12 protein-coding genes, 1 pseudogene and 1 riboswitch are annotated in these 14,969 nt (G+C 71.5%); of the genes and pseudogenes, 11 read left to right on the top strand and 2 right to left on the bottom strand.

Annotated elements, in window-relative coordinates; genetic code table 11:
- Positions 1-163 precede the first annotated feature (163 nt).
- Positions 164-3,697, top strand: coding sequence for a transcription-repair coupling factor (mfd, locus tag OHU35_RS17235; protein WP_189726780.1), 3,534 nt, complete (start codon positions 164-166; stop codon positions 3,695-3,697).
- Between the two features lie 13 nt (positions 3,698-3,710).
- Here the strand turns inward: mfd and OHU35_RS17230 are convergent.
- A pseudogene (locus OHU35_RS17230) lies at positions 3,711-3,872 on the bottom strand (MerR family DNA-binding protein); the annotation flags it as partial.
- 151 nt (positions 3,873-4,023) lie between these two features.
- A complete protein-coding gene (locus tag OHU35_RS17225) occupies positions 4,024-4,209 on the bottom strand; it encodes an antitoxin (protein ID WP_189726778.1) in 186 nt (61 codons plus the stop codon).
- Between the two features lie 138 nt (positions 4,210-4,347).
- Here OHU35_RS17225 and OHU35_RS17220 point away from each other — a divergent pair, with 138 nt between their 5' ends.
- From OHU35_RS17220 to OHU35_RS17175, 10 genes are all read left to right on the top strand, one after another.
- The gene (locus OHU35_RS17220) at positions 4,348-5,124 is read left to right on the top strand and encodes an HNH endonuclease family protein (RefSeq protein ID WP_189726777.1); all 777 of its coding nucleotides are present in this window, start codon (positions 4,348-4,350) and stop codon (positions 5,122-5,124) included.
- A gap of 20 nt (positions 5,125-5,144) precedes the next feature.
- Positions 5,145-5,849 carry a DNA alkylation repair protein gene (locus OHU35_RS17215; RefSeq protein WP_405505848.1) on the top strand — a complete coding sequence of 235 codons (705 nt, stop codon included), beginning with the start codon at positions 5,145-5,147 and terminating at the stop codon, positions 5,847-5,849.
- Between the two features lie 29 nt (positions 5,850-5,878).
- Positions 5,879-7,060: an MFS transporter gene (locus tag OHU35_RS17210; RefSeq protein WP_405505846.1), complete on the top strand. Its 1,182-nt coding sequence runs from the start codon at positions 5,879-5,881 to the stop codon at positions 7,058-7,060.
- 40 nt (positions 7,061-7,100) lie between these two features.
- On the top strand, positions 7,101-7,841 hold the full coding sequence (locus OHU35_RS17205; protein WP_189726774.1) for an N-acetyltransferase: 741 nt from the start codon (positions 7,101-7,103) through the stop codon (positions 7,839-7,841).
- A gap of 160 nt (positions 7,842-8,001) precedes the next feature.
- Positions 8,002-8,613: a hypothetical protein gene (locus tag OHU35_RS17200; RefSeq protein ID WP_189726773.1), complete on the top strand. Its 612-nt coding sequence runs from the start codon at positions 8,002-8,004 to the stop codon at positions 8,611-8,613.
- Positions 8,610-10,148 carry a protein kinase domain-containing protein gene (locus OHU35_RS17195; protein WP_359893746.1) on the top strand — a complete coding sequence of 513 codons (1,539 nt, stop codon included), beginning with the start codon at positions 8,610-8,612 and terminating at the stop codon, positions 10,146-10,148. The genes OHU35_RS17200 and OHU35_RS17195 overlap by 4 nt, the downstream gene beginning before the upstream one ends.
- Positions 10,149-10,288: 140 nt before the next feature.
- On the top strand, positions 10,289-10,936 hold the full coding sequence (locus OHU35_RS17190) for a SurA N-terminal domain-containing protein (protein WP_359893747.1): 648 nt from the start codon (positions 10,289-10,291) through the stop codon (positions 10,934-10,936).
- Positions 10,937-11,004: 68 nt separating this feature from the next.
- Positions 11,005-12,027, top strand: coding sequence for a nucleoside triphosphate pyrophosphohydrolase (locus tag OHU35_RS17185; protein ID WP_405505843.1), 1,023 nt, complete (start codon positions 11,005-11,007; stop codon positions 12,025-12,027).
- Between the two features lie 155 nt (positions 12,028-12,182).
- Positions 12,183-13,448 (top strand): cytochrome P450, encoded by a 1,266-nt coding sequence (locus OHU35_RS17180; RefSeq protein ID WP_405505841.1) that lies wholly within the window; start codon positions 12,183-12,185, stop codon positions 13,446-13,448.
- A 149-nt stretch (positions 13,449-13,597) separates the two neighbouring features.
- Positions 13,598-14,572 (top strand): transglycosylase family protein, encoded by a 975-nt coding sequence (locus OHU35_RS17175; RefSeq protein WP_405505839.1) that lies wholly within the window; start codon positions 13,598-13,600, stop codon positions 14,570-14,572.
- Between the two features lie 228 nt (positions 14,573-14,800).
- A riboswitch (cyclic di-AMP (ydaO/yuaA leader) is annotated at positions 14,801-14,967 on the top strand.
- Positions 14,968-14,969 lie beyond the last annotated feature (2 nt).

Below are 14,969 nucleotides of genomic sequence, written 5' to 3'. Positions count from 1 at the left end.
TTTCCGCCTCCGGGGCGGGACCGCGTCATTCTCCGACCCTCGAGAAGGGGCGTTATCCACAGGCCCGCCGCGCGGGCGCACATCGTCGTACGCTGGAGACCCCCCGGCCCGCAGCGCGCGTCGGGCCCGTCGTGTTGCCCACCCCTGGACGGAAAAGACCCGAATGAGCCTGCACGGTCTGCTCGACGCCGTAGTCACAGACGCCGCCCTCGCGGAAGCGATCAGCGCGGCCGCAGACGGCAACCGCATGCACGTCGACCTGGTCGGCCCACCTGCGGCCCGCCCCTTCGCGGTCGCCGCCCTGGCCCGGGACACGGGCCGCCCGGTGCTGGCGGTGACGGCGACGGGCCGCGAGGCGGAGGACCTGGCCGCGGCCCTGCGCTCCCTCCTGCCGCCGGCGGGAGTGGTGGAGTACCCCTCCTGGGAGACCCTCCCGCACGAGCGGCTCAGCCCCCGCAGCGACACCGTCGGCCGCCGCCTGGCCGTGCTGCGCCGTCTGGCCCACCCCCGCCCCGACGACCCCGAGACCGGCCCGGTCTCCGTCGTCGTGGCGCCCGTCCGGTCCGTGCTCCAGCCGCAGGTCAAGGGCCTCGGCGACCTGGAGCCGGTCTCCCTGAGGCCGGGGCAGAGCGTCGACCTCGAGGAGATCGTCGGCGCCCTCGCGGCCGCCGCGTACGCGCGCGTGGAGCTGGTCGAGAAGCGCGGCGAGTTCGCTGTGCGCGGCGGCATCCTCGATGTGTTCCCGCCCACCGAGGAACACCCCCTGCGCATCGAGTTCTGGGGCGACGACGTAGAGGAGATCCGCTACTTCAAGGTCGCCGACCAGCGCTCCCTCGAAGTCGCCGAGCACGGCCTGTGGGCGCCGCCGTGCCGCGAACTGCTGCTCACCGAGGACGTCCGCGCGCGGGCGCGTGCCCTGGCCGAACGGCATCCCGAGCTCGGTGAACTGCTCGGCAAGATCGCCGAGGGGATCGCGGTCGAGGGTATGGAGTCCCTCGCTCCGGTCCTGGTCGACGACATGGAGCTGCTGCTCGACGTGCTGCCCAAGGGCGCCATGGCCGTCGTCTGCGACCCGGAGCGGGTCCGCACGCGCGCGTCGGACCTGGTGGCCACCTCGCAGGAGTTCCTGCAGGCCTCCTGGGCGGCCACCGCCGGTGGCGGCGAGGCGCCCATCGACGTCGGCGCGGCCTCCCTGTGGTCCATCGCCGACGTCCGGGACCGGGCCCGCGAGCTGGACATGATGTGGTGGTCGGTGTCGCCGTTCGCCGCGGACGAGGAGCTCGACAAAGACACCCTCAAGCTCGGCATGCACGCCCCGGAGACCTACCGCGGCGACACCGCCAAGGCCCTCGCCGACACCAAGGGCTGGCTCGCCGACGGCTGGCGCACGGTGTACGTCACCGAGGGGCACGGCCCCGCGGCCCGTACGGTCGAGGTGCTGGGCGGCGAGGGCATCGCGGCCCGCCTCGACGCCGACCTCGCCGAGATCTCCCCGTCCCTGGTGCATGTGGCGTGCGGCTCGATCGAGCACGGCTTCGTCGACACGGCCCTCGGACTCGCGGTGCTCACCGAGACCGACCTGACCGGCCAGCGGGCCGCGGGCCGCGACGGCGCCCGGATGCCGGCCCGCCGCCGCAAGACCATCGACCCGCTCACCCTGGAGCCGGGCGACTACATCGTCCACGAGCAGCACGGCGTGGGCCGCTACATCGAGATGGTGCAGCGCACCGTGCAGGGCGCGACCCGCGAGTACCTCGTCGTCGAGTACGCGCCCGCCAAGCGCGGCCAGCCCGGCGACCGCCTCTACATCCCCACCGACCAGCTGGAGCAGATCACCAAGTACGTCGGCGGCGAGGCCCCCACCCTGCACCGCCTGGGCGGCGCCGACTGGACGAAGACGAAGGCCCGCGCGAAGAAGGCCGTCAAGGAGATCGCCGCCGACCTCATCAAGCTCTACAGCGCGCGCATGGCGGCCCCCGGGCACGCCTTCGGGACGGACACCCCCTGGCAGCGCGAGCTGGAGGACGCCTTCCCCTACGCGGAGACGCCCGACCAGCTCACCACCATCGCCGAGGTCAAGGACGACATGGAGAAGACGGTCCCGATGGACCGGCTGATCTGCGGCGACGTGGGCTACGGCAAGACCGAGATCGCGGTCCGGGCCGCCTTCAAGGCCGTCCAGGACGGCAAGCAGGTGGCCGTCCTGGTGCCCACGACGCTGCTGGTGCAGCAGCACTTCGGGACGTTCAGCGAGCGGTACGCGCAGTTCCCGGTCAGCGTGAAGGCGCTCTCCCGCTTCCAGACCGACACCGAGGCCAAGGCGGTCCTCGAGGGCCTGCGCGAGGGCTCGGTGGACATCGTCATCGGCACGCACCGGCTGTTCTCGTCGGAGACGAAGTTCAAGGACCTGGGCCTGGTCATCGTCGACGAGGAGCAGCGCTTCGGCGTGGAGCACAAGGAGCAGCTGAAGAAGCTCCGGGCGAACGTCGACGTCCTGACGATGTCCGCGACCCCGATCCCCAGGACCCTGGAGATGGCGGTCACAGGCATCCGGGAGATGTCGACGATCACCACCCCGCCGGAGGAGCGGCACCCGGTGCTGACCTTCGTGGGCCCCTACGAGGAGCGGCAGATCGGCGCCGCCATCCGCCGTGAACTGCTGCGCGAGGGCCAGGTCTTCTACATCCACAACCGGGTCGAGTCGATCGACCGCGCCGCGGCCCGGCTGCGCGAGATCGTCCCCGAGGCGCGCATCGCCACCGCCCACGGCCAGATGTCGGAGGGGGCACTGGAGCAGGTCGTCGTCGACTTCTGGGAGAAGAAGTTCGACGTGCTCGTCTCCACGACCATCGTCGAATCCGGCATCGACATCTCCAACGCGAACACGCTCATCGTGGAGCGCGGCGACAACTTCGGGCTCTCGCAGCTGCACCAGCTGCGCGGCCGGGTGGGCCGAGGCCGCGAGCGCGGATACGCCTACTTCCTCTACCCGCCGGAGAAGCCGCTGACCGAGACCGCGCACGAGCGGCTCGCGACCATCGCGCAGCACACGGAGATGGGCGCCGGCATGTACGTGGCGATGAAGGACCTGGAGATCCGCGGCGCGGGCAACCTCCTCGGCGGCGAGCAGTCCGGACACATCGCGGGCGTCGGATTCGACCTGTACGTACGGATGGTGGGCGAGGCCGTCGCGGACTACCGGCGCCAGCTGGAGACCGGTGAGATCGAGGAGGAGCCGCCGCTCGAGGTCAAGATCGAGCTGCCCGTCGACGCGCACGTCCCGCACGACTACGCGCCGGGCGAGCGGCTCCGTCTCCAGGCGTACCGCGCCATCGCCTCCGCCAACACGGAGGAGGACGTCAAGGCCGTCCGCGAGGAACTCGTCGACCGCTACGGCAAGCTGCCCGAACCGGTGGAGAACCTGCTGCTCGTCTCCGGTCTGCGGATGCTCGCGCGCGCGTGCGGGGTCGGCGAGATCGTGCTCCAGGGCACCAACATCCGCTTCGCCCCGGTGGAGTTGCGCGAATCGCAGGAACTGCGGCTCAAGCGGCTGTATCCCGGGACGGTCATCAAGCCGGCGGTGCACCAGGTGCTGGTGCCGCGCCCGAAGACCGCGAAGGTCGGCGGAAAGCCGTTGGTCGGGCGGGAGTTGCTGGCGTGGGTCGGGGAGTTCCTGACGTCGGTGCTGGGGTCCTGACGCCCCGCGTGTGAAGGACCGCCGCCAGCCGGTCGCGCACCGCGACCTGCGCGGCGATCCGCGCGTCCAGTACGGCGAGACGCTCGGCGGCGGTCCGCACGGCCCGGTCGGATGCGGGTCCGGCCATGACATCGCCGTCCAGGCACGGCAGGAACACGCGTACGTCGTCGAGCGAGTCCTCGGGATCCTCCGACCCTGACGCCGGTGTCAAGGTCAAGTGCCGCGTGGAATCCGCCCTCAGGACGTCGGAAGCCGCCCGCGGGAGGTGCGTACGCCTCTCCCCGGACGGCCTCTGATGCAGGAAGCCAATTCTGACGCAGAAGGCCTTATTGCTGGTCGGGCCGGTCGCGGTCGCGGTCCATGCCGAGCGAGCCTTCCACTCGCTGCTGCCCGGAGTCGACCTGGTCCTCGTACTTGCCGCCGGTCCTCTCGTTGGCCTTCTGTTCCGCGGTGTCGGAGCCTTGCTTGCCCTTGTGCCGCGCCTGGCTCTTGAACTTGTCGAAGATGCCCATGCAGAACTCCTTCAGGAGGTGACTCAGAATCGACGATACGCGTGACATGCACGGAATGCCCCTTTAGGCCCGATGTGGTCTGGACCTCTCCCTCGCTACCGTGGGGCAAGGCACAGGCAAGCAGGGGAGGGGCGCACGGTGACGCGTCTGAGGGGCGGGGCGGCACTGGCTGTCGCCATGGTGTTCGCCGGTTCGACACTGGTCGGCTGCGAGGGTCTGGCCCCGCCCGCGGACGGAGGTGGACCCTCCGGTTCCGGTGTCCCGGCCGGCGGCGACGGACGGGCGGTGAACCCGCTGGACAACCCGGACGGCACGAAGCCGGGGCTGGCGGCGATCACGTCCACCGCGGACAGGGCGAGGGCCCGCGCCTTGATCGAGAAGGTGGGGACCAAGGGGCGCGGCCCCAGGACGGGATACGAACGGGACAAGTTCGGCTACGCCTGGATGGACTCGGCGCCGCGCGACGTTCCCTTCTCGCACAACGGCTGTGACTCGCGGAACGATCTCTTGAAGCGCGACGGGGAGGACCTCCGTTTCCGGTCGGGCTCGGACTGCGTCGTCATGGCACTGACGCTGAACGACCCGTACACCGGGCAGGTCATCGAGTGGACCAAGTCCCGTGCGACGAAGGTCCAGATCGACCACGTCATGCCGCTGTCGTACGACTGGCAGATGGGCGCGTCGCGCTGGACCAAGGACAAGCGGGAGTCCATCGCCAACGACCCGCTCAATCTCGTCCCGGTGGACGGCCCGACCAACAGCGCGAAGGGCGACTCCGGCCCGGCGTCCTGGCTGCCACCGAACAAGACGATCCGCTGCTCCTACTCGGTGCGCTTCGCCCAGGTGTCGCAGAAGTACGACCTGCCCGTGACGGCCGCCGACAAGGAGATGATGCTGCGGCAGTGCGGGGGGTGAAGGGGCTAGCGTCCTTCGTCATGACGGCCGATTCGCTCGACGCCATGCGGACCGAGCTCCGGGTCATGGCGGAGCCGGGGGTAAGAACGCAGCAACTGCGGGTGCTCCGTCCCCCGGAGGACGACGAACTGCTCGGTGTGCGCGTGCCCGTGCTGCGCCGGCTGGCCCGGGCGTACCGGGACCTCGCGCTGGAGGACGTGGAGGTGCTGCTGCGCAGCCGCGTCCACGAGGAGCGGCTGGCCGGACTCCTCGTCCTGGCCGAGCGGATGCGGACGGCGCGCGGGGCCGAGCGTGCGGAGCTGGTCGACTTCTATCTGGCGCACACCGGCGGCGTGGACAACTGGGACCTGGTGGACGCTTCCGCGCATGTCGTGCTCGGGCCGTGGCTGGTGGACGGGCCGGCGGACGCCCTGGAGATCCTGGACCGGCTGGCCGCCTCGGCGTGGCTGTGGGACCGCAGGATCGCCGTGGTCGCCACACTGGCGTTGATCCGCGAGGGGCGCTTCGACCCGACGCTCCGCCTGGTGCGCGCCTTGTGCCGGGATCCGGAACCGCTGATCCACAAGGCGCTCGGCTGGATGCTGCGCGAGATCGGCCGCCGGGACGCGCCCCTGCTGGTGGCGTTCCTCGAACGCCACCAGACCGAACTGCCGCGCGTCACGGTGCGTTGTGCGACCGAGCTGCTCCCGGCGGGCGAGCGGGCCCGATTCGTGCGCACGCGATAGTGCGTACGACAGAGAAGGGGGAGCGAAGGATGCCGACCGGACTCATAGCCCTGGCCCTCGGCGGCTTCGGCATCGGACTCACCGAGTTCCTGATCGCCGGCCTGCTGCCGCAGGTGGCGTCGAGTTTCGAGGTGACCGAGGCGGCCGCCGGGTGGCTGATCTCCGGGTACGCCTTGAGCGTCGCGGTCGGAGCGATCGCGCTGACCGCGGCGACGGCACGGCTGCCCCGGAAGCCGGTGCTGGTCGGCCTGGTCGCGCTGTTCGTCATCGGCAACCTGCTCTCCGCCGTCGCCCCGAACTATCCGGTGATGCTGCTCGGGCGGATCGTGGCGGCGCTGTGCCACGGCTCGTTCTTCGGGATCGGCTCGCTGGTCGCGCGGAGCCTGGTCGCGCCGGAGAGGAAGTCCCGGGCCGTGGCGGTCATGTTCGCCGGGCTGACGGTCGCGAACGTGCTGGGCGTGCCGTTCGGCGCGCTCGTCGGTGAACGCTGGGGCTGGCGGGCGGCGTTCTGGGCGGTCACCGCGATCGGCGTGCTCGCACTGGCGGGCATCGCCGCGCTCGTCCCCGGCCGGGCGGGGGAGCAGCGGTCGACACCGCCCAGCGGCCTGCGCGACCAGCTCCGGGCCTTCCGGTCCTCGCAGGTCTGGCTCACCCTGGCGGCCACCGCACTGAGCTACGGCGGCATGTTCGGCGCGTTCAGCTACATCGCGTACACCTTCACCGAGGTCAGCGGCTTCGCCCCGGCGGATGTCGCCTGGCTGCTGATGGTGTACGGCGTCGGCCTGGTCGTCGGAAACCTGGTCGGCGGGCGCGCGGCCGACCGCGACCGGGACCGCGCCCTGGTCCTGTCCCTGCTCGGACTCACCCTCACCCTGGCCCTGTTCGGACTGCTCGCCCACAGCGCCGCCGCGTCCGTCGTCCTGGTGTTCGTGATGGGGGTGACCGGGTTCGCCAGTGTGCCCGGCATGATCACCCGCGTCACCGACGTCGCCCACGGGGCTGCACTGGCCGCCAGTGCCAACGTGTCCGCGTCCAACGTCGGCAACGCCCTCGGCGCCTGGCTCGGCGGCCTGGCCATCTCCGCGGGCCTCGGCTACACCGCACCGCTCTACGTCGGCGCCGGGATCGCCCTGACCTCCGTCGTCGTCATGATGGTCGCGGCACGCCGGGCCAGGTCGCCCCGGCCGGCGGACCGGGTCCCCACCTGGTAATTCGATTCCGGGTAGGCAACCGCTCGCCTAACGTGACCGCATGCAGCCGAAGACATCGAGCCTCGCCGACCGCCCGGACATGCTGGAGCGGGTCGCCGGGATGGCGGACAGCTGGCCGGAGTTCGTGATCCAGGACCTCGTGGGTGCCGCGCACTTCCCCCGGATCGCCGCCGAACTCCCCGAGTACGTCCTGTTCGCCGAGGACGAGCGGGGCGAGGTCGTGGCGAGCGCCTACAGCGTGCCCTTCGCGCTCGGCACCAGGGGCGGCGAACTGCCGGCCAACGGCTGGGACACGGTCCTCATATGGGCCTTCTCCGACCTGCGCCGCGGGGTCCGCCCCGACACGGTCAGTGCGATCTCGATATCCGTAGCCCCGCACGCCCAGGGCCGCGGCCTGTCCGCGGTGATGCTCTCCGCGATGCGCGACAACGCCCGGGCCCGCGGCTTCCGCGAGGTCGTCGCCCCGGTCCGCCCCAACGCCAAGCACCTGGAACCGCACACCCCCATCGAGGAGTACGTCCACCGCGTACGCCCCGACGGCCTGCCCCAGGACCCGTGGCTGCGCGTCCACGCCCGGGCCGGCGCCACCATCGACTCCGTGGCACCCGCGTCCATGACGGTGGCCGCCTCACTGGCGCACTGGCGCCGCTGGACGGGACTGCCCTTCGACACCGAGGGCGACATCGAGGTGCCCGGCGGCCTGGTGCCGGTGCGCTGCGAGCCCGCGCGCGGCTACGCGGTGTACGTCGAGCCCAACGTGTGGATGCGGCACGCCTTGTGAGCGCCGGCCTGGAGGTGTGACGGCGCGAAGTGATCAGCACGACAACGGTTCGGTACAACCCGTGACGGGTTGTCCGTGTCGGGCTATACGCTCGGACTCCCCACCGGGCTCTGTCACTCGCACACCCGTCCCCATCGGCTACACCGGTCCAGGAGCAGTCATGTACGGCCACGGCGCGGCGCCGCCTCCCCGTAGCGCGGCAACGGTCATCTCCCTGCGCGTGCTGTTCGCCGCTGCCGGTTTCCTCACGTGCGGCGTGCTGGCCTGCGTACCGCTGTTCCGGGTGGCCGTCCTGCGCGGACGGGGCCTCGACTGGGCGCTGGCCTGGGTGAGTCTGCCCCTGGCCATCGCGTGCTTCGCGGTGATCGGCGTACTGCCGGAGGGCGACTACCGGACCGACATCGCGCTGGCCGTGATGCTGCTGCTCGGCCTGGGCGCCTCCATCTGGTTCCTGATCGTGGACATCGGCCACCACAGCGAGCCGCGGCAGTTCCCCGGCTACCCGTCGCCCCACGCGCAGACGGCGGCGCACACCCCGTACGGCTATCCGCACCCCGCGCCGCCCTACGCCCCCACGTCCACGCCGGTCCCGCAGCAGCCGCCGCACACACCCGTCGCCGGCGACGCCCCGCCCCCCGGCCCCGTACCGCCGCAGCGCCCCGCCCCCGCCCGTATCGACCAGGTACGCGCCGAACTCGACGAACTCAGCGACTACCTGCGCCGGCACGAGGGCGAAGGCCACCGGGACGGCACCCCCGAGGGCGGCAGATGAGCGCCGCGGCAGGACGTGTCATCGCCGGCCGCTACGAACTGTCCACGCTCCTCGGCCAGGGCGGCATGGGTCAGGTCTGGACGGCGTACGACCAGCGGCTCGACCGGCGCGTGGCGGTGAAGCTGCTGCGCCCCGACAAGGTGGCCGGGCAGGACGCGGAGGAACTGCGCCGCCGCTTCGTGCGCGAGTGCCGGGTGACCGCGCAGGTCGACCACCCGGGCCTGGTCACGGTGCACGACGCGGGCAGTGAGGGCGAGGAGCTGTTCCTCGTCATGCAGTACATCGACGGCGCCGACCTCGCCGGCCATCTCGCCGAGCGCGACCCGTACCCCTGGCAGTGGGCGGTGGCGGTCGCCGCGCAACTGTGCGCCGTGCTCAGCGCCGTGCACGCCGTGCCGATCGTCCACCGCGACCTCAAGCCGCGCAACGTGATGGTGAAGCAGGACGGCACGGTCACCGTCCTCGACCTGGGCATCGCCTCCGTCATGGACACGGACACCACACGCCTCACCCACACCGGCACCCCCATAGGCTCGCCCGCCTACATGGCCCCCGAGCAGGCGATGGGCGGCGCGGTCGGCCCGTACACCGACCTGTACGCACTCGGCGTCGTCCTGCACGAACTGCTCAGCGGCGACGTCCCCTTCTCCGGCTCCACCGCCCTCGGCGTACTGCACCGGCACCTGTACGAGCCCCCGCTGCCCGTGCGCCGTATCCGCCCCGAGGTCCCCGAGGCCCTGGAGGCCCTCGTCCTGCGCCTCCTCGCCAAGGACCCGCAGCACCGGCCCGCCTCCGCTCAGGAGGTGTACGAGCATCTGGAGCTGCTCCTGCCCGCGCGCGGGACGCCTACCGGAGCGCCTCTCGACCCCACCCGCCCGTTCCTGCGCCCGCACGCCCCCTGGCCGGACCGAGCGCGCACCCCGGCGCCCCAGCCAGCGCCCGCCACGCCCGTCACCGAGACGCCGGGGAAGACGGACATCGCCCGCGCCGTCGACGAGGTCAAACGGCTGCTCGGCGAGGGCCGCATCACCCAGGCCGTCGACATCCTCGGCGCGACCCTGCCCGCCGCCGCCGAACAGCACGGCGAGCACTCCCCGGTCGTACGCACCCTGCGCAAGCAGTACGCGGCCACGCTCCTGGACGACGGCCAGTACCGGCGTGCCCTGCCCGAGCTGCGCCGCCTCGCCGACGAACGCGCCGCCGAGGCCGGCCAGGCCGACCCGCAGTCCCTGCGCTTCCGCTACGAGGCCGCCCAGTGCCTGGAACAGCTGGGCGAACCGGCCGCCGCGCTCGCCGAGTACCGGGCGGTGCTGCCGTACTACGAGAACCAGTACGTCGCCGCCGGCGGCCCCGAACTCGCGCACGACGTCCGCCGCCGCATCGGCCATCTCCTGCTCGCCCTCGGCGACCGCGGCGCCGCCCACGACACCCTCGCCCGGCTGCTCCACGATGTGGAGCGCACCCACGGCACCGGCCACCCGCTGGGCGCGGAGATCCGCCGGACCCTGCAGTGGCTGGGGCAGGTCCGCGGCTAGGGCCCCTCAGAGGTGGCGCGGCGGTGCCGGAAGTCCTGGTGAATCGTTGGTCGAATGGGTTGGCCAGAGCTCGCCCACTGCCTACCATCGATCATCGCAAGACCTTGTGCACCGTCGCACAATCTCCTCGGGAGGTTCCCTTGCACCGCCGCCGTCGCACCGCGCTCGTCCTCACCGCCGCGATCGCCGCCGCGGCGCCCCTCCTCACCGCCTGCGGAAACGAGGCGCATCCCGGCGCCGCGGCCGTGGTCGGCGGGCAGCGGATCACCGTCTCCCAGCTGGAGGAACGGGTCGGCGAGGTACGCGCGGCCCAGCGGGCGACCGTGCGGAACGACGCCCAGTACCAGCAGGCCATCGCCCGGACCGGCACCCTCACCCGCGACACCCTGCACACCATGATCCTCGACCGGGTGCTGCACCGCGCCGCCGAGGACGCCGGTGTGACCGTCACCCGCAGGGAGATCCAGGAGATGCGGTCCGGCCTGGAGGAGCAGGCCGGCGGCGCCAAGGCGCTGGAGACGACCTGGCTCCAGCAGTACGGCATCCCGCCGGAGCGCCTGGACGAGAACCTCCGCCTCCAGCTCGAGGCCCAGAAGCTCGCCGAGGAACTCCACACCGACACCAGCCGCCCCGAGTTCTGGAAGGCCCTGTCCGACGCCTCCAAGGACCTGAACGTCGACCTCAACCCGCGCTACGGAGCGTGGGACGTCCAGAAGAGCAGCCGCGCCGACGCGAAGACGCCGTGGGTGCGGGACGTGACGGCGGCCCAGACGCAGCAGGGCATGTAGCGCGCTCTCCTCTGCGGGGCCTGTGGATAACTTCGAGGGCTGTCGGCGACGTGGGATAGCTTCGAATCGTGAACGCCAACAGCCCCGAAGCCACCCCGCGACCCGAGCAGGCCGCCCCCGGCACGGCCGCCGCCCCCGGCCGCATCGTCCTGCTCACCACCAGCCACCGCGTCGCCCCCGGCCTGCTGTCCTGGCCCGCCTGGCAGGCACTGCACGCGGCCGACCAGGTGCTGTGCGCGGACGGCACCCACCCGCAGCTGCCGTATCTGCGCGAGGCGGGGATAACCGTCGACGAGGCGTCCCCGGCCGCCCAGGAGCTGGTCGACGCCTGCGCCGGGGGCCGCACGGCGGTCGTCGTGGCGACGGGCGAGGGCGAGCCGGCCCTGACGGACGGCCTGGCACGCCTGGCCGGCACCGGCCGCATCGACATGCCCGAGCTGGAGCTGCTCCCCGCCTCCTACGACCTGCCGGGCGCCCGCCTGCTCGACCTCGTCCAGGTCATGGACCGCATCCGCGCCGAGTGCCCCTGGTCGTCCCGGCAGACCCACAAGGGCCTGGCCAAGTACGGCATCGAGGAGGCGTACGAACTCGTCGAAGCGATCGAGGAGGGCGACCGCGACGAACTGCGCGAGGAGCTCGGTGACGTCCTCCTCCAGGTCGTCTTCCACGCCCGTATCGCCGAGGAGGACCTGGAAGCGCCCTTCTCCATCGACGACGTCGCCGGCGGCATCGTCGCCAAGCTGATCCACCGCCACCCGCATGTCTTCGGCGACGAGACGGCCACCACCCCCGAGGAGGTCAAGGAGCACTGGCTGCGCACCAAGGCGGTCGAGAAGCAGCGCACCTCCGTCACCGAGGGCATCCCCCTCGGCCAGCCCGGCCTGGCTCTCGCCGCCAAGCTGGCTTCCCGGGCCCGCACGGCGAACCTGGACATACCGCTCCCACCCGTCGAAGGCATCGGCTACGACCTCCTGGCCCTGGCGGTCCGCGCCGAGTCGGAGGGCGTGGACCCGGAGGCGGCCCTTAGAGCGGCGGCCCGCGCGTACCGGGACGCGATCAGGGAGAGCGAGGGCTCTGAGAGCGGGTCCTGAGACCGACGGGCGTGACGCGGTGCCCGGCGGTCAGTCCTTCCGCGATCAGTACGCCCTCCAGCACGAGGCCTCCTTGATTCTGGATGCCGTGAGAGTAGCGGGGGCCACTGACAGCGGTGGCCGGCGCGACCTCGCCTGCTGCGTAGGGTCAGGGCATGCAACGTGAAGTGCCCGGGGTGCCCGAACTGTTTTCGTGGGAGTTCGCCACTGACCCCTACCCCGCCTACGCCTGGCTCCGCGAGCACGCCCCCGTGCACCGGACCAAGCTCCCCAGCGGTGTGGAGGCCTGGCTGGTCACGCGGTACGCCGACGCCAAGCAGACCCTCGCCGACAACCGGCTCTCCAAGAACCCGGCGCATCATCACGAACCCGCGCACGCCAAGGGCAAGACGGGGATCCCCGGTGAGCGCAAGGCCGAGTTGATGACGCATCTGCTCAACATCGATCCGCCGGACCACACCCGGCTGCGGCGGCTCGTGTCCAAGGCGTTCACGCCCCGCCGGGTCGCCGAGTTCGAGCAGCGGGTGCAGGAGCTCACCGACGGTCTCATCGACGGGTTCGCGGAGCAGGGGTCCGCCGACCTGATCCACGAGTTCGCCTTCCCGCTCCCCATCTACGCCATCTGCGACCTGCTCGGCGTCCCCCGCGAGGACCAGGACGACTTCCGGGACTGGGCGGGCATGATGATCCGTCACCAGGGCGGCCCCCGGGGCGGCGTGGCGCGGTCCGTGAAGAGGATGCGCGGCTACCTCGCCGACCTCATCCACCGCAAGCGGGAGGTGCTCCCCGCCGAACCCACCCCCGGCGAGGACCTCATCTCCGGTCTCATCCGCGCCTCCGACCACGGCGAGCACCTCACCGAGAACGAGGCCGCTGCCATGGCCTTCATCCTGCTGTTCGCCGGTTTCGAGACGACCGTGAACCTGATCGGCAACGGCACCTACGCCTTGCTCACCCACCCCGAGCAGCGCACCCGGCTCCAGGCGTCCCTCGCCGCCGGGGAGAGAGGCCTCCTGGAGACCGGCGTCGAGGAACTCCTGCGCTTCGACGGCCCCGTCGAGCTCGCCACCTGGCGCTTCGCGACGCAGCCGCTCACCATCGGCGGGCAGCACATCGAGGCCGGCGACCCGGTGCTCGTCGTCCTGGCCGCCGCGGACCGGGACCCGGAGCGGTTCGCCGATCCGGACGTGCTCGACCTCGCCCGCCGCGACAACCAGCACCTCGGATACGGCCACGGCATCCACTACTGCCTCGGCGCCCCCCTCGCCCGCCTGGAGGGCCAGACCGCCCTCGCCACGCTCCTCACCCGCCTCCCGGACCTCCGGCTCGCCGCCGACCCGGCCGAGCTGAGGTGGCGCGGCGGCCTGATCATGCGCGGGCTGCGCACGCTGCCGGTGGAGTTCACGCCCGCCTCAAGGTGACACACCGTCAGGCTTGTGATCTTCACGTGATCTACGCGGCATTAACTTGTGACAAGTGATCGTCTGCCTATACGTTCACCCATCATCGGCGCGGCCTGGGAAATCCACTCCGCCGCGCCGGTCACTGCTGTCTCGCGAAAGGTCTCCGTATGCTCTCCGGGAACGGTCGGCACCGTCGCCCCCGCCAGGCTCCGGCTCTCCTCGTCGCGGCCGGAGTGACCGGCTCCGCCATCGCGATCCCGCTCCTCGGGGCCTCCGGCGCCAGCGCTGCCGACGCCACGACCTGGGACCGGGTCGCGGACTGCGAGACCGGCGGCGCCTGGAGTCAGAACAGCGGCAACGGATACTTCGGCGGCCTGCAGCTGTCCCAGGAGGACTGGGAGAACCACGGCGGCCTCGACTACGCCCCGAGCGCCGACCTGGCCAGCCGTTCCCAGCAGATAGCCGTGGCCGAGAGAATCCTCGCCGACCAGGGAGTCGGCGCCTGGCGTACCTGCGGACTGCTCTCCGGCCTCGAGCAGGACAAGAAGGCGTCCGAGTCGGATGACTCATCCGACTCGTCTGGTTCGTCGGATTCATCCGGATTGCTCGACTCTCTCGGTTCATCTCCTTCGTCGTCCGACTCGCCGTCCCCTGACGAGTCGTCGACCTCGAAGGACGATTCCGCCAAGCCCGACAGGTCGTCCGACTCCGAGGACTCCGCCTCGCAGGATCAGGAGCCCGACAGCTCCCCCTCGGCGACGCCCGACCGTGACAAGTCCGGCAACTCGCAGCAGAACGACGACTCTTCGGCGCTCACCGAGACCGGCACCGACTCCGGCTCCGGCCGTCACCGCGGCCCCAGTGCCGACGAGACCCGCGCGCCCGAGAGCGGCCGTACGGACGAGTCCACGGGTCGTCACGCCTCGCGCGACGACCGCGGCGACGAGGCCTCCGGCGACTCGTCGGAAGGCGCCTACATCGTGGGTATCGGCGACAGCCTCTGGTCCATCGCCGACTCCCTTGACATCAGCGGCGGATGGCACGAGCTCTACGACGGCAACAAGAAGGCCGTCGGTACCGACCCGAACCTCATCCGCCCCGGTCAGACGCTCACGGTAGAGGGCGAAGCGGACGAGAAGTAGCTGTTCGGGCAGTGCGGAAACGGGGGCGGAAGTCGCCCCGAACCCGCGCGAGTTCGCGTCATGTTTCGCGGCGAATGTCCCGTTTAGGGCACGTGAGAGATAGATCTCAGAAGCCCTGATCGTCTTTGAAATTCGGCGGATCGCGTGGCTACGGTCGGGACCGCTCGTCACCACGAGCCCCGGCTGCCGCAACGCCGAATCCTGCCAGCGGCCGTACGGGAACAGTCGTCGCGTCAAGCGCCGTAGGCAGGAGCGGGGGACCCAAGGTAAGTGCCCGACCGGCCAGTTGCGCCGGAAGGGCTTGGGGTGAAGCCGTGTCCCGGGAGGGACGCGGCCGGGCAACTCAACCGGCCCGAACCCGACAGCTCACCTCGCAGGCGTCGGTGAGGGGATCCTT

Source organism: Streptomyces purpurascens, assembly GCF_045040895.1.
GTDB lineage: Bacteria > Actinomycetota > Actinomycetes > Streptomycetales > Streptomycetaceae > Streptomyces > Streptomyces purpurascens.
Note: the sequence above shows the minus strand (reverse complement) of the source record. Positions and strands in the feature narration are given on the sequence as shown.